Origin of the sequence: Shewanella donghaensis (assembly GCF_007567505.1) — a bacterium.
Taxonomy (GTDB): domain Bacteria; phylum Pseudomonadota; class Gammaproteobacteria; order Enterobacterales; family Shewanellaceae; genus Shewanella; species Shewanella donghaensis.
On the sequence record NZ_CP041783.1, the window covers coordinates 3,511,775 to 3,535,381 of the forward strand.

Consider the following 23,607-nt stretch of genomic DNA (forward strand, 5'->3'; position numbering starts at 1 on the left):
ATAGATGACTTACTATGTTATATAAAATAGCGTCGATGCAATTGTAAGTTTGCTATTGGGAAATGGTTATAAATAGGAACTGCTGAATAAAATGGACTTTATAATATGAGAGCATACAACCGCATTATTGAGGCCGTGGTTGTCATAATAGGGATGTTTGCTAGTGTAACTGCAGCGACTCAGGCTAACACTCATGACTTGAGGGTTAACATCCAGTGTAACGGGTGTTTTGCTGAGGTTGAGTTTACAGAGGCTGCGCTAAACAGTTTATCTGATCGCCAGAGTGCGACGGTTAGTGTGATCAACTTTCGTCAATTTGAAGTGCGTAAATACCAGATTGAAAAATTAGGAATTGAGGTTTGCACTGATTACAAAAAATCTGCCACTAGCGGTTTTTGTAAGCTAAAGGATCACTCATCAGTTGAAGTTTTGCCCGTCACCAATCTTGAGCGTGAACGCTTTATCTCTTTCGCTGAATATCTCGTCCAACAAGACTTACTTGATGACTATCATGTGAAAGTCAGTGCTGATTTTGCAGCAACAGCTTGGCAGTTACTTCTCCATGAAAGCCTCATCAAAGTAGATCTGAAAACTGATGTAATCGATACCACAATTGATACAAAAAGTGTTAATCAGTTGCTTTTTGATACCCCAAATTCAGGGTTGAGTATGCAAAGAGCTTTAACGGATTTATGGCAGCAACAAGCGGATTATAAAGGGCTTAAAAATACATGGCAGCAAGCCTATCAACATAGCGTGGCAGCAAATACCCCAATTGAAAATTTATCACCGACCGTCATGTTTGATTTCGATGATTCATCAAAGATAACAGCAGTGATTAGTCGTGATGATTTAGCTGGCCAACTTGCTTTAACCTATCAACAATTATCAGATCAAAACTCAAATCGACTCATACTGAATAAGCCCAGATTATTTGCTATTGGTGATAGTTTTAAGTTTGCGTCAATAGAGAGTGACAGCTACAAAGCGCTATATAAAAAGGTCAATCATTTAGGGCTCGCATTGGCGGAAAAAACACATCCCGCAGGTATTGAAGTGACACTTTTAGCTTGCAGTGCTAATTCTAAACCGTGTGTTGATGTAAAAACACTTAATGCTGTTGGTGGATCTAAATCTGAGGATTATTAGGGTTATTTTTCTGACTGATTAAAAAATTTTACGTTAAAAAATAAAGAATAGCATTAATAAAAACGACAATAATCCGCCGCAGATAACTGGATAAATAATATAACCATCAGTCGACCGCTTAGCTCTTTTAGTGCAGAGTTTGCCTAATATTAGGTTAAATCCGAGTAACAGCACCAAGGTCATCATCCCTTGTCGAAAGGTCATTCTGCTAATAGTTGTTGTGGTGTAAATCAGTAAAAACCATTCAAGAAGAATCAGATATAGAAATAGCTTTTGCAAGCCATCTGGTCCTTTCCTTTTATCTCTAGTCTGCATAAGTTCATCCCTATTTTTATGGCAGAAATCACACTGAATATTAAGAACTAATCAAGATTTTTTTAAGCGATTAATTTCGGCTAAAAGTTTGATCAACTTAGGTTGATGACCTAACTCCCATTTGCCGCCAATAAAATTTAATCTTTGATTAATGGAATACATGCGCATAATTTTAAATTCAAAAAACTGCTGCTGAATTTCAATCCATAAAATACTATTCAGCTCAAGCGATAGTGGCGTGATTAACCCCAATCCACTTAAACTGATATCCTTAATATTGGCTATGCCTAACTCTTGCATTAACAACCAATTTTTTTGATGCAGTTTAACGCTAATTCCATCGCAAGCTATTGCCAGTTCTTGCTGTGAATCCCGAAGGTTTAATCTAGAATGTACTCGATTATTTACCGAGACGGTTAGTTCGGCTTCGGCGCGATTTTCTCTGCTAATAAATACCGCTATATCATTAGATTCGTCAGTCATTAGTTTGAATACCGTACTCTTGGTGTATTATCCTCAGCAGCTTTTATCGCTTGATCCACTTTATTGCTAATCGGTGCATTATTAGGGGTATACCGACTTTGCTGTCCCGTCATCATGCGAAGCTCATCTTCTGCTTTTTTTGTCAGCACTAACAACTCAATTCGTCGATTAGCTGCAGCCCCAGGATCATCTAAAACATAAAGTGATTGATCAGCCATCCCCGTAACTTGAACCACTTGTTTATATCCCATTCCACCCGTTTCAAGTATCCGTCTGGCGAGCAATGCCCGCTTGCTTGACAGTTCCCAGTTGGTAAAAGTCGAACCTGCGAATGGTAATGAATCTGTATGGCCAGAAATACTCAGTCCATTATTGATTTGGCCAAGAAGTTCACCTAATGCGAGCAGTAAATCTTCAAAATAATTTTGTATTTCAGCACTGCCACGGGTAAACATAAACTGTTCGACATTGTCATGTACCAGAATTCGAATTCCTTGCGGGACGATTTGTAAATCTACATTGGCATACATGTCCATACTGGTAATAACTTGATCAATTTCACGAGCTAGCACTTCAAGTTGTATTTGAGTTTCAAATTCTCCGGGCAGCAGTGAGTTAAGCTTATTAGCTTCACCTGATGGTGAACTTTGTTCGCCTAATGCATGACGTTTATCGATTGCAATGGCATTTTTTCCTTGCCCTGCGCTTGGCATAATAGAAGTTTCAATCGATAAGCCACCATTAAGGTCAATCAAGGATGATGAATTACTTAAATCAAATGGATTTATTGGTCCTGATGAGTACATGTCACCCTTTAGATATTGAACAATTAAAGTTCGCTCTTTCTGATCAGCAACTTGCATGATCCACAGCACCATAAATAGTGCCATCATCGCTAAGGTAAAATCAGCAAAGGCGACTTTCCAAGCGCCGCCATGTGCACTTACCCCTTTCTTACGTTTTCTGCGGGTTATTATCACCGGTTCTTGTTGAATAGCCATTAGCCACGTTGCTCCTCTATCCAGCGTTCTAGCTCAATAAAAGATGGACGGTTTTCTGACTGAATTTGTTTACGCCCAGCGTCTAAAGCCAGCATTGGTGGTTTACCTTTGGCAAATGCACTTAAAGCGGCTGCAACACAACGAAGCTGCGCTGTTCTGCGTTCAACTAAATGTTCCAGTGACTTAGATAATGGGTCAAAAAAGCAATAACAGGCGAAGATACCAATAAAGGTTCCAACCAATGCAGCTGCGACTTTTACGCCAATCATAGTGATAGGACCATCGATATTAGACATGGTGATAATAATCCCCATAACCGCAGCAAGAATACCAAAGCCAGGCATGGCTTCAGCTATTTTGGATAGCGCATGAGATGGGCGTAAACTGTCATCTTCGATGCGTTCGATTTCTTCAGCTAGCATATGTTCCAAATCGTGGGGAGAGAGCTTGCCAATTGACTGTAAGCGTAAGTTGTCGATAAGGAATTGCAGTACATTTGGGTGGTCTAATACCGCTGGATACATAAGGAATAGAGAGCTTTCGTTGGGCTTATCAATATGTTCATCAAGTACCTTTAATCCTTGTGATTGGATCTGGCTCATTAACATATTCATTAACCCAAATAGTTGAGGGTAGAGTTCAGGGTCTTCTTTTTCTGTAGAAAATACGTCTTTAATTTGTTCGAGCATTTCATCAAGAACAGCACGAGGAGAGGCGATAATCAATGCGCCCAGTCCAGCTCCAAAAATAATAAGAATTTCAGCAGGTTGCCATAATGATTTTAGGCTGCCACCAGCCCACATATATCCACCAAATACTGAAAAAAGAATGATCAATATCCCTACTAACTTGCTCATATTTCCTACCTGGTTTTATCGCTCCCACTGTTGATAGATTTGCTGAAGGTTGATTATCGTTTGCTTATGCAGCTGGCATATTCGCGTTTCAGTCAACCCTAAGGTGGCAGCGATCTCTTTTAAATTAAGTTCATGCTGATAGTAAAGCGACAGAATTACCTGTTCTCTTTTGTTTAATTTTGAAATAGCTTTGAATAATGTGTCTTTATTGGTTATTTGTTCGATAAAGCAGCTTTTATCTTTGAAATTAATGCCATCATTGAGCATTTCATCAAGGCTTTTCATTGATTCTGATTGTGTCGCAAACAATCGTTCGCGATATTGCTCTTTTGATAAATCTAAAGTCGCAGCCACTTCCATATCGGTGGGCTCACGTCCTAACTCTCTAATGAGTTTACGCACCGTGTCATTGAGCTCATGGGCTTGCTGTCTCACAGGTCGAGGCCGCCAATCTTGACGGCGTAATTCATCGAGAATTGCGCCACGGATCCGCTGACCAGCATATGAGAGAAAACCATTGTCATATTCGCCAGGGTAACGCCTAGCCGACTCGAGTAGCGCCATTAAGCCTATTTGTTCCATATCTTCAATTGCCAGCGCAGCTCCACAATGAGTCCTTAGGTGTGATACTGACTTTTTTACTAGCGGTAAATATTGTTTCATCACCTGAGCTTCTGTAAGGCGATTAACATTTTCTCCGTCAGAGGCGGCTTGGTAAGCGAGTTGGCCTGATTGCATATGACAGTTTCCTTCTACTGGATAACCATTTTGGTGAACAGGACGTCTTCGAGTTCGATGTTGAAGTCGTTCTCACTCAAAACGGCAGTGAGTAATTCTAGGGCTTCTATTTGTAACGGATCCAATTGGTTACCGGTGATCAGTTGCTGGTGACTCTTCTCTGAAAACATTTTCATCAAGGCATTTTTAATCAAGGAATCAGCATTTTTAATCGTAGTTTCAGCATCTTTAGATCGACTTTTTAAGGCTAGTTCCAATAACAAATAATGTGAGTTATTCGTGCCTTGAATAGAGAACACAAATTTATCCAATGGGAAAAAACTGGCTGGTTTAGGCGCGGGTTGATAAACAGAGAATGGGGCTCCTATCATTTCTGGAGATTTCCATCCCATCCAAAAAACACCAGCAGACCAAGTACAAAATAGAATGGCGAAGCCGATAATTTTACTAAGTTTGTTTTTACCAATAGCCATTTTTTATTCCTTAATTAGGCGAGTAAATCTACCTGGTCTTGTTGATTCTTTGCTGCGGTATGTACTTGCTCATTTGCTTGAGGTGCAATGTGCAATTCGGGCTGGATATTGTGCTGTTGTTTTTGAGCATCTTGCCCAGGTTGTTGCTGACTAATATCAACATCAACATCAACATCAACATCAACCTGGCCACCATGGTCCATTTCAAGCTCCATACGAAGGCGGTCTAGCCCCATAAGTAGCGCATCTCTAACTGCGGGGTTAGCAGCATGCATTTGCACATGCAGGCGGTCACCATCAAGTCGAATATTCAGTTCAACCTTGCCAAGCTCTGGCGGATCTAATCGCAGTTCAGCCTGTTTAATTTGCTGATCGATTTGAAAGCGCAATTGCTCCCTTAACGGCGACATCATTTCGTGGGCCTGGTGTAATAATGGCGCTGATTGCGTGACTGAAACAGGGCCCCATTGGCTAACACTGCTTGGGCTTTTATTGGCCGCTGTGGTGAGCTGCTGGATCACTTGATTGATACTATCAAGTTCACTATTGGCCACTTCAGTATTGCCAAGGGCGCTAGTCGTAAACTGGCTATTGAATTGGTTAGGTGTGAAATTAGCGTTCTGTGGCTGATTTTCCGAGAAATGTTTCAAGCTAGGGTTATAGGTTTGGGGCTGTATGGCTGCAGTTTGCTGAGGCGATGTGGCTGGCATCAACGCTTGCTGGTAAACAGGTGCTGTCGGCATTACAGGCAGTGCGGCAGGTTTATCTACCTGGCCAGCCTGCTGCTGAATTAACGACGCCGCTTCAGTGCTTAATGATTTCGCCATCACATCAGCAGGTAGCTGAAAATGCAGCTGTCCCTGGGTATCATGGGTTAACTGTGTGCTTAATTGTGGCAACTGTTTTAATTCAGTCTGCAAATTGGCTGGCAGTTGACTGACAAGAATACTGTTTGCTACAGCACTGTGATGATCACTTTGAATATGAGCACCTTGATGATTAGGACCCTGTTGATGGGTCGTAACAGTATTTTGGTTTAATAATGGGACGTTATTGGCAATGTCAGGCATCACAAAGCCCATAAACGCTTGCTCTTCAGCATTATTATCAAAGCTGCTATGTTGCTTACTACTAGCTTGAACACTCATTGAGCCATTCAGGCTGCCCAAACCTGTAAGATTATTTATCATAAAGTGTTCCACTTATATGGGTGAGCTCGTAAGCTGCTAAGCCATCCTGTTGTGCTTGAAATTTTTCCATTTCTTTAGCAATGGCTTGTTTTTCTGCCACCGCCATCTCAATGACTTTTTTATGCGCTCTTTCAAGCGATTGACGTCCCAATAATTGCGCTTTGGTGGTGGGCTTCCCCTTAGCAACCAGCGCTATCATCATGAGTTCGTTCACCCTTTCAACCTTTGGCCAATCTTTGAGTTCGGCATACTTCAATAATGCCACTTCAAATTGGTACCATTGATTAGTTGAGGTTGCTCCAGCCTGCTCGGACATCGGTAATTACCTTAATAACGGGGGTGAGTTCTGCGATACTATTTTGAACGCTTGCAGTGATCATTTGACGGCTGCAAAAATCATATAAACGATTGAGTGTGGTGGCGATTTCGCCACCGTTTTCAAGATCGAGCATTGAATCTAAACCATGAATAATGTTGAGGCACTTATTGATACTCTTGCCTTTATCCTCAAAGCTACGACGCTCCATAAAACCACCGCTTCGTTCAATTTCTTCCAACAGACCATCAAGTAGCATTCGTACCATTTCGTGCGGGTTTGCTGCGGCTACGCGAGCGTCAAGTGTGGTTTGCTTGTAGGCATTGAAAGGATCGTATTCATTCAACATTATTTATTCCTGATTAAAACAGTGCACTAGCCGCACTAAGCTGACTAATGGTGGTTTCCATGGCGGTGAATTGACCCAAATAGATTTGGTAGCGCTGTTCCATTAAGGTGTCGTGGCGAGACATGTTGTCTTCAATTTGGGTGACTTTGGAATCGAGGTTTTTCTGCTTTAAATCGATGTAACCATTTGACTTGGTATATGGGTCAATAATGGCGTCCATACGGCTGATATAGCCACCGTCAGCGGTAAACATTTCTTTAACGGCATCAGGATCGCTTTTAATGGCCTGACTAAGTTTGTCATCATTAACTGAAAGCTTGCCATCACGGCCCATTTCGATGCCGATGTCAGATAGGCGCATGCCATTAGGTGCGGGTTCAAAAATAGCCGCCCGAATATTGCTTTGCAGCATCCGCAGGCTTGAGTCACCTTTTAAAATGCCGATTTGATCTTCGGTAATGGACGAATGATCATCATCGTCTTCGTCGTCATCATCGTCTTTGTCTTTATCATTGTTGATATCGTCTAAAACCGAACTACCCATAGAGCGTGTTAGTTGATCTAACTGGGTCATTAATTCATTAAATGAATCAACAAAGTCATTGACGGCTTTTTCAGTACCAGTGATATCTGTAGCGATTGTAATAGTGGCGCTTTCGCCCACTTGATGAACTTTTTTAAGTTCTATATTGACGCCATCTATGACATTTTCTAGGTAATTTGAGCTGCTGGTAATTTGAATGCCGTTGAGGGTGAACTCAGCATCCTGAGCTTTAGTTCGCTCCTGTGTGCCCCAATCCTGACCATCCATTTTCACATCAATAGCGCTTGCCGCGCCGGTCTCTTTAGAGGTCAGCAGTAACTCAACTTGGCCACCAGTTCTCACTAAAGAAGCTTGCACACCTGGGTTATCTGGATGTTTATTAATAGCATCACGAAGATCGCCAACCGTGCGGGTGCCTGTGGCATTAAGCTCGGCCATATCGATTTCAATGGTGTCGCCGCCCACATCAATGCTCAATACACCTGAGGTTGGCAGTATTGAATCTTCACTGTCAAAGGACTTACTGACTTGATGGGCCTGGGCTATTTGCTTAACGTATAAGTCATAGACTCCAGAAGGGGCATCGTTATCAACGGTAATGATGGCACTATCATCACTAATTTCGGTGCTTTTCCCATCAAAGGCATCCCCTTTTAAGTTGTCCAGATTACTGGTCATCTTGTTCAAGGTGCTTTCAAGAATTTTATAAGCATCAATTTGTGCTTTGCTGTTATCTAAATTAGTTTTATAGAGGATATCTTTCCCCATTCGCTCTGCAGCAACTAATTGTTCGGCAAATGAGGCGGCACTCATACCTGAAATCATGGCAACTCCTTATTATCTAACTTGGTGATTAGCAAACTTCGTGCCAACGCTCAAGTTATTGTTTAACCTTGTTTATTTGTTTTTATGCTGACGCAATAGGTTAACTAACTTCCGTTTTTTTAGTCCGATGGAAGTAGGGCTTCCGTTGTGTTATTTAAGAACCCAAAGATGTTCTATAGCCAATAGAAGGCGACAGGGGCATAGCTTGTCTGAAGAGAAACCGCTGAATTTTATGATAATAATGCCTATTTAAAGAAGTCATGGGTGCCAGAGACATAAAAGGGATTAGGATTAGCCAGATTGGTTGAATATGGAAAGTCTATTAAGAAAGAGCTATTAAGAAAGGCCTAATAAGATTGGTTCAGCGGTGTCAGCGAAAAGGATTAATGATGGGTAATTGCGCCATTAAAAGTCTTACTGATGTCAACAACGCAATATGCTTTGATTATGTTTGGAATAACAGTTTGCTTTACGATGAGCACTAAAAAAGGGCCCGTTGGCCCTTTTGTTTAGGCTCGGTGGATATCGAGCCACGATATTATGTTAATTGTTATTAACGTAATAAGCTCATCACTAAACCAGTGTTCTGGTTAGCATTAGCCAATACCGTGGTACCTGCTTGAACGAGTAGTTGGTTTTTAGTCATGTTAGCTGATTCAACGGCGAAATCGGCATCCATGATGCGACCCGCAGCAGCTTTAGTGTTTTCAGTCACGTTAGCTAGGTTAGCTGCCGTATGACCAAGGCTGTTAATGTTAGCACCTAAGTTTGAACGATCTACACCTACTGCTTGGGTTAAGTCTTTAACAGCATCCATTGTTGCAGTTGCATCGTCAGTATCATCACTCCAGCTAACATCAGCAATTGTGTAACCGCCGTTAATTTGAACATCTAGCACTTCGTTACTACTTGCACCGATTTGAAATGTAACACCATTCACTAATGCACCATCAGTATCATCAAATAAGTTATTGCCAGCAAATTCAGTATTTTCAATGATTCGGGTCATTTCTGTATTCAATGAATTATATTCATTTTCTAGTGCTTCTAGATCTTCTGTTGAGTTAACGCCGTTGGCTGCTTGGGTAGCAAGCTCTTGCTGACGCATGGTGATGTTAGTCAATTCTTCTAGCGCGCCATCAGCGGTCTGTAACATAGACGTTGCGTCGTTAATGTTACGGCTAGCTTGCTCCATACCGGTGACGTTAGAGTTTAAGCGAGTCGCAATTTGAAGACCTGCAGCATCATCAGCTGAGCTGTTAATACGAAGACCAGTAGACAAACGCTCCATAGCGTTAGTCATTAGATCATTGCTTTTTGCAACAGAATTTTGCGCGACGATTGAAGCATAGTTTGTATGAACTGATAACATGATTAATTCCTTTGGGTTTCAGATTGTTTTGCCTTACACATAAAATAAAACGACCCTTGAAATGGAAACTGAATCAGTTAAGTAAATAAAATGCTATTTTTTTAAATTAAGGGGTTAAATACCTTGGGCTTGTTGGTAGGTGTTACTTAGGGTTGGCTTAGGACGAGTTTGGTATTAATTTTAGATTCAATTTTGGCTAAAGTAAGCCTGAGTTTAAAGTGAATGTAGAAATTGAAAGTTGGGATGCATCGGCTTTTGCTCCCAACAGGATTATTCTTTTAATAAAGAAGACACGTGATCACGACTGACATTCGCCTGGGCCATGAGTGAGGTGACTTGTGATGCAAACGGGGTGGGCTGCATTAACTTATCTAATTTTTCCATATTTTGTGCCACTGAGGCATGTTGCAATTGTTGCTGGCTGGCTCGCTTTAATTGCTGCTGAATTTTCAGTTGGCTGCTGCGCAGTTCGCCGATTTGCTGGTTGACTTTTTGTTGGCTCTTGACCACTTTAGCCAGCGTCTTTTTGACTTCTTGTGGATTATTAAAACGCCACTCTTTTGGATCTTGCCATGAGAGTATTTCGATGACTTTAACCGTTCGGGCTTCACCTGCAGGTAAGCGCTGCCCCTGACCTGACATCAGTAACCCTGATTGGATATGTTGCCAATTTTTATGGTCACTGCTTAACATGGCGGACTCGCGAGCCGGCGCCTGGACGGTAATACCTATGTCTTTAAAAGCGCTGGTGAGTTGCTTGGCAAGGTAAAAGCTATTTTGATGTGCGGGTAAAAAAGCTCGCGCGTGGTGATTACCGTATTGCACCGTAATGCGTTCATCCCGAGATTTTACCCCGAGTAAGTCCACCGACTTCAATTGAAAAAAATGTTTCGCAGCTGGGCGGCTGGCATTAATAAGGTTGAGCTGGTGATCCACTAAAGGCTGCTGCTGATAGCTAATATCAATGGCCATTAATTGCTGTTGTATTTGCTTAGCACTGTCGGTTTGCTGTTCTGATAATCCGCTATGACTATTGGCATTTTTTAGCGGGATTTGTAACTTCTTTAATAACTGAGATACTTTCTGCAGCCCTTGCTCAGCGGTTTGATTGGCCGAGATAACATGCTGACCCTGGGTGGCTTTGGCCCATTTTTGGTAACTGGCTAAGCGATGGGTGGGGATAAAAGGCCGTGATGGTGCTTTAGCTGTCTGCACATCAGGCACAGCAGTAGGTGCAGGCGCAACCGTTTGGTTGCGCTGCAGTACATTGAGGCTTTCTGAAATTCCTTTAAGCATTGAGTCTTCTAGCTAACTTACATATGGTTGAACAATGATAACTGACTTACCTGTACAAATGATTGTTGAGTCACTTTTAATGTGGTCAATTTCAAATTAAATTCTGCAGTTGCTTGGGCGTAATCTAAACCTTCAGTCTCACCAATGACCTCCTGGCTAAATAACATGCGCTCATTGTGGCTGGTTTGCATTAAACCAAGGGCGTTTTGCTTACCACCGATATCATTAATCGCGCTACTGATACTGGCTAATGAGTCATCAAGTGCCTGCATCATGTCATCTGCCGCTTGTGAAAACGCAGGATCACCGGGTGAAAGGCTTGGGTCGTTAAGGACATCAATAAATTGCTTGGTTTGGTTTAAGATATCAGTGCCATCTGATGAGAATAAAAACTCATTGGCGGTCACGTTACCTGTCATCCATGATGAACCTGAAATCTGCACTTCACGGTGACCATCATCGCCCTGGTAGAAGTAATTTCCGTCAGCATCAATGCCCACTGGTGCAGTGCCTGTTTCATTGCCTGAGAAGATGTAATTACCGCTATCATCTTTGGCATTTACCACGCCCACAAAAGATTCCAACAGCTCGCTTAACTCAGCAGCATAGGCGGCTCTATCTTCTGGTGACAATGCACCATTATTGGCGCCAATGGTAATTTCACGCATTCTAGACTGCAGGTTGACCATGCTCGACAGGTAGGTTTCTGCGCGATCAAGGCTGCTACTTAACGACTCAGTATTTTTTAAGTACTGGGTGGTGGCGGCTAAGTCACGCTGAGTGGTGACCACTTTTGCGGCGCCAATGGGGTCATCTGAAGGTCGCAGAATGGATTTGCCGGTGGCCATTTGTTGGCTGACTCTGGCCACATCACTGGTCAAATGTTGCATGCTCAACAAGCTACTGCTGTACATATTCATGGTGCTAACGCGCATAACAGACTTCCTATAATTAGATTGAATGTAGCAAGGTTTGGAATAGCTGATCAGATGCTGAGATGACCTTGGCGTTGGCTTGATAGCATTGCTGATAAATAATCAAGTTAACCCCTTCTTCATCCATACTGACGCCACTGGTGCTTGCCCATTGTGACTGCGCTTCCATCTGTAATTTTACTGCGGTGTCTTGGGACATTTGCGCTTGGCGCGAGGCTGAGCCTAATTGACCAATTTTACTGGCAAACACATCGCCCATGGTGGTGGTGATACCCATGGAGTCAAAAGTGAATTCAGTATTGGCAAGCTCAACCAAATCTTTTAAGTTTTCGTTATCTCCTGGGGTACCATCTTTACCAAATGCGAGCATTTCTGCGGTAAAGCCGCTGCTGACTTTTAAGGTGCCTGCGGGGTTTGATGGGTCATAGGTGAATAAGTCCATATCAGGACTATTACCATCTAAATCGGTACCTTCACGTAAAATGGCATTAAACTCATCGGCAAAGGTTTTTGCCAGTTCATTTATAAATGCAGCTGATTCCGTCAAGCTATTATCGCGATAATCCAGTAAAGCACCGAAACTGCCACCAGCGCTTGCATCCATCGGGAAGCTTGACTGTCCAAATTGAATGGTGACCTGAGTCGCTTTTGGGTTGTTAGGATCCGGCGAGGTGGTTAAGGTTGACGATTTTGTGCCGGCAACTAATGGCTGACCCTGAGCAAGGGAAATGTTTTTCATTCCCTGGGAGTCTTCAACCACTCGAATATCTACAATGACGGCTAAATCGTCAATGGCGGCATCGCGGGCATCAAGCAAGGATAATGGCGGGTTATTGCCTGCTGATTGTATTTCAGCATTGAAGCTAGCAATGGTACCTAGTAGAGCGTTAACTTCTTTCACCGAGGCGCCAATTTGGCCTTCAACTTGTCTCATCTGTGAGTCAAGACCATCGCTGATGGAGTTAAAGCGTTGGGTTAATGCGCGGGACTCGTTGAGCACCCCCTGGCGCAGAGCAACATCATTGGGTTGCTCCATTGCTGCGTTTAATGAGGCGTATAGTAAGTCTAAACCCGCAGCAATACTGTTGCCTTCTGAGCCAAAAATTTGCTCTGCCTGGGTATAATAGCTGGCTTGAACATTCGCGAAACCCACATCACTGGTGGTATTCCATAGTTGGGCGACTTCATATTGATCTGAGATGCGACGGACACCATCAACCATCACGCCTTCACCACCGCCGTATACGTTATTACCGACAGTACTTAGCATAACTTGTTGGCGTGAATAGCCAGGTACCATTGCATTAGCAATGTTATTTGATGTGGCATTTAACGCCGCCATACTGGCATTAATGCCTGACATACCAATATTGAGCATGCTCATTGTGTAATCCTCATTTCAGGCCTATTCAGGCAGACTGTCGCGATGGCTATTAATAAAGACACTATTTTATAGACTTGGTCATCACTGGAATATGTAGCGCCGCTTGCATTGCAGTGGTGTTTGCCACTGGGCTTGCTGGGCGATTATTGACTGTATTTTTTACAGCGTTTTCAGCCACGTGATGAGTGTGATGAACTGCTGTCTCAGTGTGATTATTAGAAGCGACAACATCAGCCGGTGACTGAAGCGCAGCTGATAATTGTTTGGTCATCACACTGGCAAGTCCTGTGGTTTGTAATTGGCTTAAACGTCCAGCTAATTCTGCATCATGCCAGTCACGGTACATGCCATCATTTTTTGATGAAAATGGACTGTCTTCGTCTGCCATTACATCCGATGCCGAGCGCATTTGTTTGAGCACAGTTTGTAAAAACTGCGCTTCAAATTGCTGGCTGACCATTTCAAGTGCGCCATGTTCACCATTGGCTTCAATCATTTCTGCAGCATTGAGGTTATTTAAATAACCGTGGTTATTTTCTATTTTCATTAGATCACCACTAATTCAGCTTCAAGGGCGCCCGCTTCATTGAGCGCTTGTAATATGGCCATTAAGTCCATTGGGGAGGCGCCTAAGCTATTCACTGCACGGACAATGTCGTTAAGGGCAATGCCTTCAGGCCAAACAAACATGTGGCCATTGCCGGTATCAATATTAATGTCACTGTCACTGCCAACTACGGTCTCACCCTGGCCTTGTCCCATAAAGGGCGCATTAGGCTGGCTGACAAATTCACTCTCAACAATAGACACCACTAAATTACCGTGACTGACGGCGGCTTTACGTACCACCACATTACCGCCCATGACCACAGTGCCTGTGCGGCTATTAAACACCACCCTTGGTGATTTACGGCCTTGCTCAATTTGTAATTCTTCTAAAATTGACATGAAGGTTACCCGTTCACGATTTGATTGTGGCGCTCTGACCAATACCTTAGCGCTGCTATCTGCCTCAGCAACATTGGGGCCGAATAAGTCATTTACAGCCCGCTCAATATTACGGGCGGTTTTAAAGCTTGGGTCGCGCAGGTTAAGCACAATATGCTCACCCTCATTGAAGTTACTGTGGATTTCAGCTTCTAGCAGGGCGCCATTAGGGATGGTGCCAACGGTGGGAACATTAATGGTCAATGAAGAGCCGTTACGGCCTTGAGCGGAGATACCGCCTACCACTAAGTTACCCTGAGCCACGGCGTAAACCTCGCCATCAACTGCGCGCATGGGCGTCATTAAAAGGGTGCCGCCACGTAAACTCTTGGCATCACCGAGTGAAGATACCGTTATGTCGATAGATTGCCCTGGACTGGCTAAAGGCGGGATATTCGCATGTACAGCAACCGCAGCGACGTTTTTAAGCTTTGGGTCAGTTCTGCCGTCAATTTGCACGCCGAACTGTTTCAGCATATTAACAATCGATTGACTGGTAAAGCGCACCTGGGTGCGGTCACCGGTGCCATCTAAGCCGACCACCAGACCGTAACCAACCAGTTGGTTGTTACGAATACCTTGCACGTCAACAATATCCATTAGGTATCGGTTTTGCACCGCTTGCTCTGCTTGTGTGACTGCAGTTTGAGCGGTCGCTGTTTGTGGCAATGACAACAGGGTTATCATTAAGCAAGCGCACAGCGCTATAGCTTGTTTCATGTAATGCTCCTTGCCAGTAAGGGCAATATTACTGGCAATGGTTTTTGGTGATATTTTCTGCTCATACTGAATGTATGCTTAGGTTGTACGGGCATCATAACGGGAACCATGGGCTACTAAAGTAACGCGATGCCCAGCCCATTTGATTACTGTCTGAAATCGCTCCCTGACCGCCATAAATAATTCTGGCGTCGGCAATACGTTGGGATGAAATGGTATTGTCATTGCCAATATCGTCGGTGCGAATAAGGCCTAGCAAGCGCAAGTATTCATCGCCCTGATTTAATCGTAACCATTTTTCACCGCGAATAAGCAGCGCGCCGTTAGGCAGCACTTTTGCCACTGTCACGGTAATAGAGCCGGTTAATTGGTTTTGTTGGGTACTGGAACCGGTGCCATTAAATGAGCGGCCGGTGTCAGCACCGCCACTGCCAGCAATATTGCTGTTTCCAGCAGAACCTTGTCCGGCAATGGACAGTGAGCTTTCTTTGTTGGTTTTGGTGTCAGCGCGTTTACTGGAGTAGGTTTTCTCATCCAGTGATACGGTTAAAATATCGCCTTCACGAAACGCCCGCTTGTCCTTGAATAACGTCAACATATAGCCTTGACGATAAAGGCTGCCGTTATCTGCATCAGGTAAACTGTAATCAATTTCTGGCGGCGCCCATTCAGGCTTACCTGGGGCAGTATCAGGCTCTGGGAAGTGAGCTGCACAGCCCGACAGCAGCAGTGCAATCGCAATCCAACAATGTCGCATCATATTTGTTATCCAGTCAGTCAGCGGGTTCAAATGGCTAAGGGTGATTATTACAATGCCTGGTTTAAGAATTTAAGCATGTCATCAGCTGACGACACCACTTTGGCATTCATCTCATAAGCGCGTTGAGTAGAGATCATTGATACCATTTCTTCAACCACATTGACGTTGGCGCCTTCAAGAGAGCCTTGACGGATTTGACCGATCGCCTGATCGCCTGCCACCCCTTCAATTGCTGCACCAGATGCCCCTGTTTCACGGAATAAGTTATCGCCACGAGCTTCTAACCCTGCAGGGTTAGTGAAGTTTGCTAGAGTGATTTGACCTAACTCTTGGGCTTCAGCCTGGCCTTCCATTTGCGCTGATACCTGACCGTCACTGGCGATAGTGATGGTTAATGCTTCATCGGGGATTTCAATGTTTGGCACTAAAGGCAAGCCTTGGGAGGTCACCATTAAGCCATCGCTGCTACGGAAAAACTGTCCGTCACGGGTATAAGCTAAGTCGCCATTAACTTCTTCGATTTGAAAGAAACCTTGGCCTTGAATCGCTAAATCAAATTGCTGACCCGTGGTGAGCATGTCACCTGTGGTGAAGACTTTTTGGGTACTGGCAACGCGGGTACCTGTACCTAATTGTAGCCCTGAAGGGAGTTCATTTTGCTCATCGACCTGACCACCAGGCTGGCGCTGCACTTGATAGAACAAGTCATTAAATGCCACTCGGTCACGTTTGAAGCCTGTGGTGTTAACGTTTGCCAGGTTGTTGGCAATGGTGGTCATTTTAGTGTCTTGGGCGGTTAGGCCTGTTTTACTTACCCATAATGCAGACTGCATGAGGTTGTTCCTTTAAATTCTGTTGTAAATCTATTGAGCAAGGTGGTAATCAGCTGGATACTTAAGCATCTCTTAATAAGCGATTACCGGCTTCAGCGAGTTTTTCTGCACTTTTCATCAGTTTTACCTGAACTTCAAACTGACGACCTAAATCCATCGCTGAAATCAGCTCGCTCACCGCTTGCACATTACTTGACTCAAGGTAGCCACTGCGTACCTGAACGTCGTCGGCTGCAGCTAATTGCAACCCATCTCGACTGTAAAATAAGCCATCATGGCCTTTATTCAATTGCTGTAATTCAGGATTAACCAGTTTAAGTTGGCCGACTTCTTCAGTGATGTTGCCTTGATCAGCAATAATGCTGATCCGGCCATCATCACCAATAAACAGCTCTCGATATTCTGGTAAGGCAATGGGACCATCGACGCCAACAACAGGGCGTCCATCAATAGTGAGCTGGCCTTGTGCATCAGGAACAACCACGCCTGAGCGGGTATATGCTTCACCCTCAGCCGTCATGACGCTAAATAAACCCTGATCACTTATGGCTAAATCTAAAGTGCGACCTGTGGGATCTAACGTGCCAGCTTGCTGGCTAAATCCACTGCTTTCAGTCTGGGCTAATACTCGGGTGTGCAAGCTGTTACCTGTAGGGGCAACAACCATGGAATTAACCCTTTCTAAGTCGGCTTTGAAACCTGTGGTATCAGCATTGGCAAGGTTGTTAGCCCGAATAGCCTGGGCTTCCATAATTCTTGCTGCGCCTGTGGCTGCGGTGTAAAGCATCTTATCCATGATTTAGCCTTAAATTACGTTAAGTAATGCTTGTTGCATGGTTGAGTTGGCATCCAATACTTTGGCATTGGATTGATAGTTACGCTGGGCGCTCATCAAGTTAACCATTTCCGCTGTGGTATCAACGTTTGAGCTTTCTAAGTAGCCAGCGTTAATTGACCCTAGGGTGCCAGTGGTTGGTGCGCCAATCATCGGCTGACCTGCAGCGTTAGTGGCAGCCCAGGCGTTTTGACCCACAGGCGTTAGTCCATTAGGGTTACTGAAATCAGCCAGTACCACTTGACCCTGTAGTTGCTCTTCGCCGTTGGTGTAAGTGCCGTATAAGTTGCCGCCATCATCTAAGCGAATACCGTTTAACTCACCAGAGGTATAACCATTTTGGCTTAAACTTGAGTTGTTGTAGTCAGCGGCGTACTGGGTGCTTTTGTCATAGCTAAGTGCCAGACTCATGCTTGCTGCGCCGCCAGTAATACTGTCAGGAACATCGAGAGTGAAATCTGCGCCCGAGGTGAGAGTGCCATTTTCATCAAACACTAATTGATGACCGCCCGCTGGGGTTATATCTTCATCATTCATCATGTAATGGACTTCCCACTCGTTATCACCTGTTTTAACGTAATACTGAGTTAAAGCGTGTTCATTACCTTGTGAGTCATAAGTGGTGACGGTACTTGAAGAGTGGTAAGTCGAAGCATCGTCATGGTCGAATGGTGTTTCAGTTTGATCAATGGCATCAACACGGGCATCAAGGTTTGACACTAGGCCAACAGTGGTGGTGGCTGAAGCGGGTAATGCCCCTGATTGAACCCGTAGGTCGGTGACATTACCTGTTTGCAGTTGGCCACCAGGGCCGACACTGTAACCTTGTAAGCGGTTGCCTTCAGGATCGGTGACATAACCGTTGGCATCTTGATTAAACATGCCTGCGCGCGAATACATGGTGCTACCATCTTGCGCATTAAGGACAAAAAAACCATCCCCTTGGATCCCCATATCAAGCTGGCGGCCAGTGTAAGCTAGGCTGCCACCCATTGAGAAGTTTTGGCTGGTGGACATCATGTTGACACCACCGGGTTGGCCGCCGTTATAAATCGCAGCAAATTCACTACGGCCACTTCTAAAACCCACGGTTGACGAGTTAGCAATGTTATTACTGATGTTATTAAGGTCTTGAGTCGTTGCTTGTAAACCACTTAATGCGATATTGAAAGACATGGGTATATCCTAATTATTATTCGTTATAAAAATTCAAGTATTGGTTATGAAACTTCAGAAATTTCAAGTACTGAAACTGTGCCGAGTCCGTTACCAAGTTCAGCCATCATCACGCCCGAGGCACTAACGAAGTGAACTTTTTCAATGGTGGCAGCAATGAAGGTATCTGCGGTTTCAGTGACATCATCGGCGGTCATATTGGCTTCAATGCTGTATTCACCAGCAGGTAAACCCAATGCTTCAGGGTCGATTGCAAAGGCAATATCACCAGGCTCTTGGGGGCCGAGTTCAAGGGTATGAACCACATCGCCATGTTCATCCTTGATGTCGATACTGAGATCTTCTACCGCATTGGCTAAATACACTTTGCCATCAACTACGACGTCATCTAGCTCCAACTCCGTTGCGGGCACCATGGCGGTTTTACCCACCAGTTGCGCCGATTGCACGATGGCGAGATTTTCCATCATTACCATGCTCACAGCCTGGTTAGCACGCATGTGCTCTAAACTCTCAACCTGGGAGAATTGCGCTAATTGAGAGACGTACTCGTTAGCATCCATCGGGTTGGTTGGGTCCTGGTTTTGAATTTGTGCAATCATCAGCGTCATGAACTCGTTGCGTATTGATGAAGCATCATTACCCGGTGAATTTGATACTGGTGCTGACGTTGTTGGATCGCTGCTAGTGGTGCTGGGTGTTACGTTCATTATTTATTTCCTAACTGGAGCAAACCTTGCTGCATTGAGCGGGCGCGGTTCATCACTTCGACATTGGTTTCAAATGATCGACTTGCCGCCATCATGTCGGCCATTTCTTCAACGGTGTTAACGTTTGAATAGGCGACGTAGCCCTGTTCATTAGCGAAGGGATGATCGGGTTCGTAGCGCAAATCAAGTGGCGCATCGGATTCAACAATGGCGCTAACTTCAATTTGGGCACCGCTAGCTTTACCTTGCTGAGTCTCATTGTAGACCGTGGTGAACACAGGCTTTAAGGCGCGGTATGCTTGCTCTGGCGTTTCTGCTGCGGCCCCAGCATTGGCTAAATTACTGGCAACGGTGTTTAAGCGAATGGTTTGTGCATGCATGCCCGCACCAGCAATGTTATAAATTTCACCAAATGACATATCAGTTCCTATTGCCCTTCAATGGCTGAGCGTAAGCCGGAAATTTTCATGTTTAAAAACGTGAGACTGGTTTGATAATCCATGGAGTTTTGCGAGTACCTTGCCTGTTCTTTGCCTAGCTCTACGGTGTTTTGATCCGCCGAAGCCTCATAAGGAACCCGATAGGCAGTTTGGTAATCTCGGCCAACATCCATGCCGGAATTAATTTGGGTCATCACCGCTTTAAAATCTAAATCTTGCGCTTTATAGCCAGGGGTTTCCGCATTGGCTAAATTGCCTGCGAGCATCTTGCTGCGTTCGACCCTAAAATCTAATGTTTGCGGGTGAATGCCTAAGGCGGCGTCGAGGTTGATAGCCATGAAAACTCCTAGTATGGTATGTGCAATTTCAATATATGCCTCCTCTATCCAATTTATGTGCCAAAAAATTAAATCAAGGTTTATCAATGGTTTGTAAGTTTTTATTCCCTAGGGACGGAACAGTAGTTTCCTGTGCGGTGCTCTTGTGTTCCTGTTTGTTTCCGCAATGGGTTAGTGCGCAAGATCACAGCGATGTTCCAAAGCAATTAAAAGCGCAATTTATGCAAGTTATAGAATCTGAATTGCAGCAGTGGCAGCGTCAAGCGGGCTTAGACTCCATCAAGCATTCAATTAATGTGACCATTCCCTCTGGAGCGGCAAATTTGGCTATTTGTCCCGCTGCAGTGCTCATTACTACCGGGACTCGCTTACCCTTTGGCAATATCCAAAGGCGAGCAAGTTGTGAAGATGAAGGCTGGAGCTTATTTATTCGCGCCCGGGTTAATGTCAGCGCGAAGGTGCCAGTGGCTAATCGGCCCCTGTTACGGGGGGAGCATATTTCCTCTGACGATATCGAACTGCTGTGGCTTACATTAACCGCCTCAGACCGAGACTTCATTACTCAAAGAAAGCAGTTGATTGGCAATCAAGTTAATCATAAAGTGCGTCGACATCGGGCCATTAAAGTGTCGCAAATCACCTCACCCCAATGGGTTAACATTGGCGATAGGGTGGTGATAGAAGCTAAAATGGATGGCTTTTATGCCAATATGACGGGTGAAGCGCTTGAGTCTGGCGGAGAAGGGGCCACAATTCGAGTGCGTAATCTTAGTTCGGGTAAGGTTATTCATGCCTATCCCATTGCCCAGGGCAGAGTCAGTACACTTTTCTGAGTTTTTATTTCAGTATCCAAATCATCATGTCGCTTTTTATAGATATCGACGACATTAATGGTGAACCATGATGGATATCAACAAAATATCAAGTCCTGTGACAGCGGACATGGGCACGACGAAGAGCAAGGCGAATAATACGCCTAAGCCAGAAGTCGTGGAGCTTAGCCCAAGAGCTATGCCAACTCAAAATGCAGTGAGTGACGACTGGCAATTAATTGAAAAGACACAGCCTCAACTGGCCCAGGTGGACGATTTTGATGCTGATAAAGTAGCGCAACTTCGTCAAGCATTACAGCAAGGTACGTTTAGCCTTGATGTGGAACAATTAGCAGAGGCAATGAAGCAAACCCATGGCTAATACAGCACAGCAACCCACTAAGCGTGAAAAAGTACAAAGTTTGCTGCGGGGAATTCGTCAGGATATTGATGGCTATAAACAATTAAAAGCACTATTAGTGCGCCAGCGCGAATTGATGCAGCGCCGAGATAATGCCGGTTTACAACATCATAATACTGAGCAAACAAGCTTAATTGATGCTTTAATGGAGCGAGCTAAGGTTCGATCTACTACTTTGGTTTCATTAGGTTTTAGTGGTAATAGTAAGGGCATGGAAATCTTGATAACAAAATTGCCTGACACTAGCCAGCAGCAAGTGGCATTACTGTGGCGTCATTTATTGGGCCTGGCCAAAGAGAGTCAAAAATATAATGAAGCCAACGGAAAATTATTAGTCAGCCAACAGGAAGTGATTAAGTCATTATTAAACCAGCAGCCTGAGAATCAAAATGACTATGGGCATACGAGATAAGTGTTGTTTGATGATAACCTTGCTCCATTAAAGCTTGCTCATTTTCGAGCTAATTTTAAATACTGTAGTCGATGCCTTGAGTTCTCGTTATGCCGAATCTGTAACAAGCGCCGAACAGCAGCTATTTAGGCTTTTGTTGGTGAACAAGCATCATGATGAATTTTTCAAACCGCCTGAGTCTGGTTTCGGGTTTCTTCGCACTGTTCAATCCGTAGGCGATAACATAACGACTCGATTTATTGAGAGTGTTAAAAAATTCTTTAGCGTTCGGCTTGCTCTCCAGAGCAATTATAAAATCCGTGGGCACTTCCATTTCACTTACTACATAGGCGTTTTCCCAACGACCGTCAGCTTTTGCCGCAAGAATATGAACGAGACCTGATTCCATCATCAGGTTTTCACTTATCAAGCGTTCAGCATGTTCTGTGTTTCTTTTAGACCAGTTACTTCGTTTTTTTCTGGGAGTAATGCGCTGGAGATAGGCCTGATCATCAAGTGACTTTTTAACACCGTCAATCCAACCCCAGCACAAAACTTCTATCACGAGATCATCCCAGCTTACACTGTGAATCCCAGTGTTTTTCTTAAATATTTTTACCCACAGCTCACTTTCTGTCACGTGATTGACCTTTAGCCACTCGCTGAGATCTTTCGGTGTTGCAAATGACATGATTTTCAGTGGATCAGGTTCAGGCATCTAATTAGATTCTCGTTGGAATAACGCCCGCAATCAGCGAACTACGCGCTGGTGGGTGATTTGTTTAGCAAATGGTATGACAGAATTAACTCTGAAACTAATAATTATTTTTTAAATTATTTTATTTATTTAGTCATTTTATTTAATTAGTTTAATAAAACCAAAGTCGTGGCGCTTCGCCCACACTAGAGCAAGAGGGGAAACAACAGCAATCCCCCTCTTGCATCACCCTTGCCGCTCCGACGAAGTGTTATTCCTCATGCTATAGAGCTAATATGCTACCGCCTCAGATTCGCCATCCCTGGCTCAATCTGAGGCTATGTCGGCGTCCTGCCTCCATCACGCAAATTAGCTCAACGCATTCGGACACTTCAAACGGAGAATTTTGAGCCCGCAGTCTCGTTTGTCATAGCTAGAAAAACACATCTTTTAAAGGCCTGAATGTTCAATGTGAATTGAGGCAAGCAAGAAAATCCCGTGAGTCCAGACATGGATGTCTGGCTAGCTTTCGAGGGGAAGGGACGCCCCATCGTAAGCGTTAGTGATTTTTGTCGCTTGCCGAAGCGGATTACAATAAAAGGCTAAAGCTGGACGTTTCTCCGTTGGAAATTTTGCAGTGTAAATTTCGCCGGAGCTGCGGGGTGTTCCAAGAGGGTATTGCTGTTGATACCCTTTTGGTCGGGTGTGGGTGGAAAACCCACGGTGTTAATCCAAACGTAGTTTGGAATTCCAGAAAGGAACCCTAATGCTAGAATTTAGTGTTGGCGAAACGCCACTACATTGATCCAAAAGAAGTTTGGCAAAAAAACATCAATCAAGTAGGGTTACTTACGCTGATAGCGACAGGCCAGATCATCCATTTGTTTTTGTTCTTGTTTATTTAAATGGGTTTGTTGCTGCTGTAGCCGGTTTTGATAAAACCACTTGATGCCTTGTTGTCGACCTAATTGGTTGCGCCAAATTTTATCAATTCTTAAGTGCTCTTGTTCTAAGAGTATTTTTTGTCGAATGAGCTTTTTTTGTAGCGGTGCGATGGCACTGATCATTTGCACACTATTTTGCATTAACAATGCACTTGCACACTGTTGATGATGATATTCAGTGACCATTTGCGCCAGCTGTTGCTGTTGGCTACTGATTTCACCAATTCGCTGTTGACTGGAGACTTTTTGCTGACTCAGTTGATGCAGTTTTTTCTCTTCTTTTTGGCACAACTGTAAAAGCTTTTTCATCTTAGTT

General features: G+C 44.1%; 29 protein-coding genes. 4 read left to right on the forward strand and 25 right to left on the reverse strand.

The annotated features are described in order from the left end of the window. Nucleotides 1-105 precede the first annotated feature (105 nt). On the forward strand, nt 106-1,149 hold the full coding sequence (locus FPK91_RS15090) for a hypothetical protein (protein WP_144212002.1): 1,044 nt from the start codon (nt 106-108) through the stop codon (nt 1,147-1,149). Nucleotides 1,150-1,182: 33 nt separating this feature from the next. Here the strand turns inward: FPK91_RS15090 and FPK91_RS15095 are convergent, their stop codons facing one another. From FPK91_RS15095 to FPK91_RS15205, 23 genes are all read right to left on the reverse strand, one after another. Beyond that, nucleotides 1,183-1,464: a hypothetical protein gene (locus FPK91_RS15095; RefSeq protein WP_144212004.1), complete on the reverse strand. Its 282-nt coding sequence runs from the start codon at nt 1,462-1,464 to the stop codon at nt 1,183-1,185. 51 nt (nt 1,465-1,515) lie between these two features. Continuing rightward, nucleotides 1,516-1,947, reverse strand: a complete 432-nt coding sequence (locus FPK91_RS15100; protein WP_144212006.1) for a hypothetical protein — start codon at nt 1,945-1,947, stop codon at nt 1,516-1,518. After that, the gene (locus tag FPK91_RS15105; protein WP_144212008.1) at nt 1,947-2,948 is read right to left on the reverse strand and encodes a flagellar motor protein MotB; all 1,002 of its coding nucleotides are present in this window, start codon (nt 2,946-2,948) and stop codon (nt 1,947-1,949) included. The genes FPK91_RS15100 and FPK91_RS15105 overlap by 1 nt, the downstream gene beginning before the upstream one ends. Beyond that, complete coding sequence (gene motA, locus FPK91_RS15110) at nt 2,948-3,805, reverse strand: flagellar motor stator protein MotA (RefSeq protein WP_144212010.1); 858 nt, start codon at nt 3,803-3,805, stop codon at nt 2,948-2,950. The genes FPK91_RS15105 and motA overlap by 1 nt, the downstream gene beginning before the upstream one ends. 15 nt (nt 3,806-3,820) lie before the next feature. Next, nucleotides 3,821-4,543: an RNA polymerase sigma factor FliA gene (locus FPK91_RS15115; RefSeq protein WP_144212012.1), complete on the reverse strand. Its 723-nt coding sequence runs from the start codon at nt 4,541-4,543 to the stop codon at nt 3,821-3,823. A gap of 14 nt (nt 4,544-4,557) precedes the next feature. Then, the gene (locus FPK91_RS15120) at nt 4,558-5,016 is read right to left on the reverse strand and encodes a flagellar basal body-associated FliL family protein (protein WP_144212014.1); all 459 of its coding nucleotides are present in this window, start codon (nt 5,014-5,016) and stop codon (nt 4,558-4,560) included. 14 nt (nt 5,017-5,030) lie between these two features. After that, nucleotides 5,031-6,206: a flagellar hook-length control protein FliK gene (locus FPK91_RS15125; protein WP_144212016.1), complete on the reverse strand. Its 1,176-nt coding sequence runs from the start codon at nt 6,204-6,206 to the stop codon at nt 5,031-5,033. Continuing rightward, the gene (locus FPK91_RS15130; RefSeq protein WP_144212018.1) at nt 6,196-6,522 is read right to left on the reverse strand and encodes a hypothetical protein; all 327 of its coding nucleotides are present in this window, start codon (nt 6,520-6,522) and stop codon (nt 6,196-6,198) included. Before FPK91_RS15130 ends, FPK91_RS15125 begins: the two co-directional genes overlap by 11 nt. Next, nucleotides 6,491-6,871: a flagellar export chaperone FliS gene (gene fliS / locus FPK91_RS15135; protein WP_144212020.1), complete on the reverse strand. Its 381-nt coding sequence runs from the start codon at nt 6,869-6,871 to the stop codon at nt 6,491-6,493. Before fliS ends, FPK91_RS15130 begins: the two co-directional genes overlap by 32 nt. Before the next feature lie 13 nt (nt 6,872-6,884). Beyond that, nucleotides 6,885-8,240 (reverse strand): flagellar filament capping protein FliD, encoded by a 1,356-nt coding sequence (gene fliD / locus FPK91_RS15140; RefSeq protein WP_144212022.1) that lies wholly within the window; start codon nt 8,238-8,240, stop codon nt 6,885-6,887. Nucleotides 8,241-8,793: 553 nt separating this feature from the next. After that, nucleotides 8,794-9,612, reverse strand: coding sequence for a flagellin N-terminal helical domain-containing protein (locus FPK91_RS15145; protein WP_144212024.1), 819 nt, complete (start codon nt 9,610-9,612; stop codon nt 8,794-8,796). Between the two features lie 270 nt (nt 9,613-9,882). Beyond that, nucleotides 9,883-10,908, reverse strand: a complete 1,026-nt coding sequence (locus FPK91_RS15150) for a hypothetical protein (RefSeq protein ID WP_144212026.1) — start codon at nt 10,906-10,908, stop codon at nt 9,883-9,885. Nucleotides 10,909-10,925: 17 nt separating this feature from the next. Further along, nucleotides 10,926-11,843, reverse strand: a complete 918-nt coding sequence (gene flgL, locus FPK91_RS15155) for a flagellar hook-associated protein FlgL (RefSeq protein ID WP_144212028.1) — start codon at nt 11,841-11,843, stop codon at nt 10,926-10,928. Nucleotides 11,844-11,859: 16 nt separating this feature from the next. Continuing rightward, nucleotides 11,860-13,227 (reverse strand): flagellar hook-associated protein FlgK, encoded by a 1,368-nt coding sequence (gene flgK, locus FPK91_RS15160; protein WP_144212030.1) that lies wholly within the window; start codon nt 13,225-13,227, stop codon nt 11,860-11,862. A 61-nt stretch (nt 13,228-13,288) separates the two neighbouring features. Further along, nucleotides 13,289-13,774: a rod-binding protein gene (locus FPK91_RS15165; protein ID WP_144212032.1), complete on the reverse strand. Its 486-nt coding sequence runs from the start codon at nt 13,772-13,774 to the stop codon at nt 13,289-13,291. Beyond that, a complete protein-coding gene (locus tag FPK91_RS15170; protein ID WP_168926926.1) occupies nt 13,774-14,934 on the reverse strand; it encodes a flagellar basal body P-ring protein FlgI in 1,161 nt (386 codons plus the stop codon). Before FPK91_RS15170 ends, FPK91_RS15165 begins: the two co-directional genes overlap by 1 nt. A gap of 94 nt (nt 14,935-15,028) precedes the next feature. Continuing rightward, nucleotides 15,029-15,691, reverse strand: a complete 663-nt coding sequence (flgH, locus tag FPK91_RS15175; protein ID WP_144214457.1) for a flagellar basal body L-ring protein FlgH — start codon at nt 15,689-15,691, stop codon at nt 15,029-15,031. A 50-nt stretch (nt 15,692-15,741) separates the two neighbouring features. Continuing rightward, a complete protein-coding gene (flgG, locus tag FPK91_RS15180; protein ID WP_144212034.1) occupies nt 15,742-16,527 on the reverse strand; it encodes a flagellar basal-body rod protein FlgG in 786 nt (261 codons plus the stop codon). A 61-nt stretch (nt 16,528-16,588) separates the two neighbouring features. Beyond that, nucleotides 16,589-17,323: a flagellar basal body rod protein FlgF gene (locus tag FPK91_RS15185; RefSeq protein ID WP_144212036.1), complete on the reverse strand. Its 735-nt coding sequence runs from the start codon at nt 17,321-17,323 to the stop codon at nt 16,589-16,591. 9 nt (nt 17,324-17,332) lie between these two features. Beyond that, the gene (gene flgE, locus FPK91_RS15190; protein WP_144212038.1) at nt 17,333-18,538 is read right to left on the reverse strand and encodes a flagellar hook protein FlgE; all 1,206 of its coding nucleotides are present in this window, start codon (nt 18,536-18,538) and stop codon (nt 17,333-17,335) included. A 44-nt stretch (nt 18,539-18,582) separates the two neighbouring features. Continuing rightward, the gene (locus tag FPK91_RS15195; RefSeq protein WP_144212040.1) at nt 18,583-19,248 is read right to left on the reverse strand and encodes a flagellar hook capping FlgD N-terminal domain-containing protein; all 666 of its coding nucleotides are present in this window, start codon (nt 19,246-19,248) and stop codon (nt 18,583-18,585) included. Continuing rightward, a complete protein-coding gene (gene flgC, locus FPK91_RS15200) occupies nt 19,248-19,667 on the reverse strand; it encodes a flagellar basal body rod protein FlgC (RefSeq protein WP_144212042.1) in 420 nt (139 codons plus the stop codon). The genes FPK91_RS15195 and flgC overlap by 1 nt, the downstream gene beginning before the upstream one ends. An 8-nt stretch (nt 19,668-19,675) precedes the next feature. Further along, complete coding sequence (locus tag FPK91_RS15205; RefSeq protein ID WP_144212044.1) at nt 19,676-20,026, reverse strand: flagellar basal body rod protein FlgB; 351 nt, start codon at nt 20,024-20,026, stop codon at nt 19,676-19,678. A gap of 221 nt (nt 20,027-20,247) precedes the next feature. Between FPK91_RS15205 and flgA the strand changes: the two genes are divergently transcribed. The 3 genes from flgA (at nt 20,248) to FPK91_RS15220 (ending at nt 21,671) form a co-directional block, all read left to right on the forward strand. Further along, nucleotides 20,248-20,859 (forward strand): flagellar basal body P-ring formation chaperone FlgA, encoded by a 612-nt coding sequence (flgA, locus tag FPK91_RS15210; RefSeq protein ID WP_227006583.1) that lies wholly within the window; start codon nt 20,248-20,250, stop codon nt 20,857-20,859. Nucleotides 20,860-20,926: 67 nt separating this feature from the next. Further along, the gene (flgM, locus tag FPK91_RS15215; protein WP_144212048.1) at nt 20,927-21,220 is read left to right on the forward strand and encodes a flagellar biosynthesis anti-sigma factor FlgM; all 294 of its coding nucleotides are present in this window, start codon (nt 20,927-20,929) and stop codon (nt 21,218-21,220) included. Next, complete coding sequence (locus tag FPK91_RS15220; protein ID WP_144212050.1) at nt 21,213-21,671, forward strand: flagellar protein FlgN; 459 nt, start codon at nt 21,213-21,215, stop codon at nt 21,669-21,671. The genes flgM and FPK91_RS15220 overlap by 8 nt, the downstream gene beginning before the upstream one ends. A 121-nt stretch (nt 21,672-21,792) precedes the next feature. On the opposite strand, the gene FPK91_RS15225 is transcribed toward FPK91_RS15220, so the two are convergent. Next, entirely contained in the window at nt 21,793-22,368 is a 576-nt protein-coding gene (locus tag FPK91_RS15225) for a YdeI/OmpD-associated family protein (protein ID WP_144212053.1), read from the reverse strand. Between the two features lie 824 nt (nt 22,369-23,192). After that, nucleotides 23,193-23,600 (reverse strand): hypothetical protein, encoded by a 408-nt coding sequence (locus FPK91_RS15230; RefSeq protein ID WP_144212055.1) that lies wholly within the window; start codon nt 23,598-23,600, stop codon nt 23,193-23,195. Between the last annotated feature and the right edge of the window lie 7 nt (nt 23,601-23,607).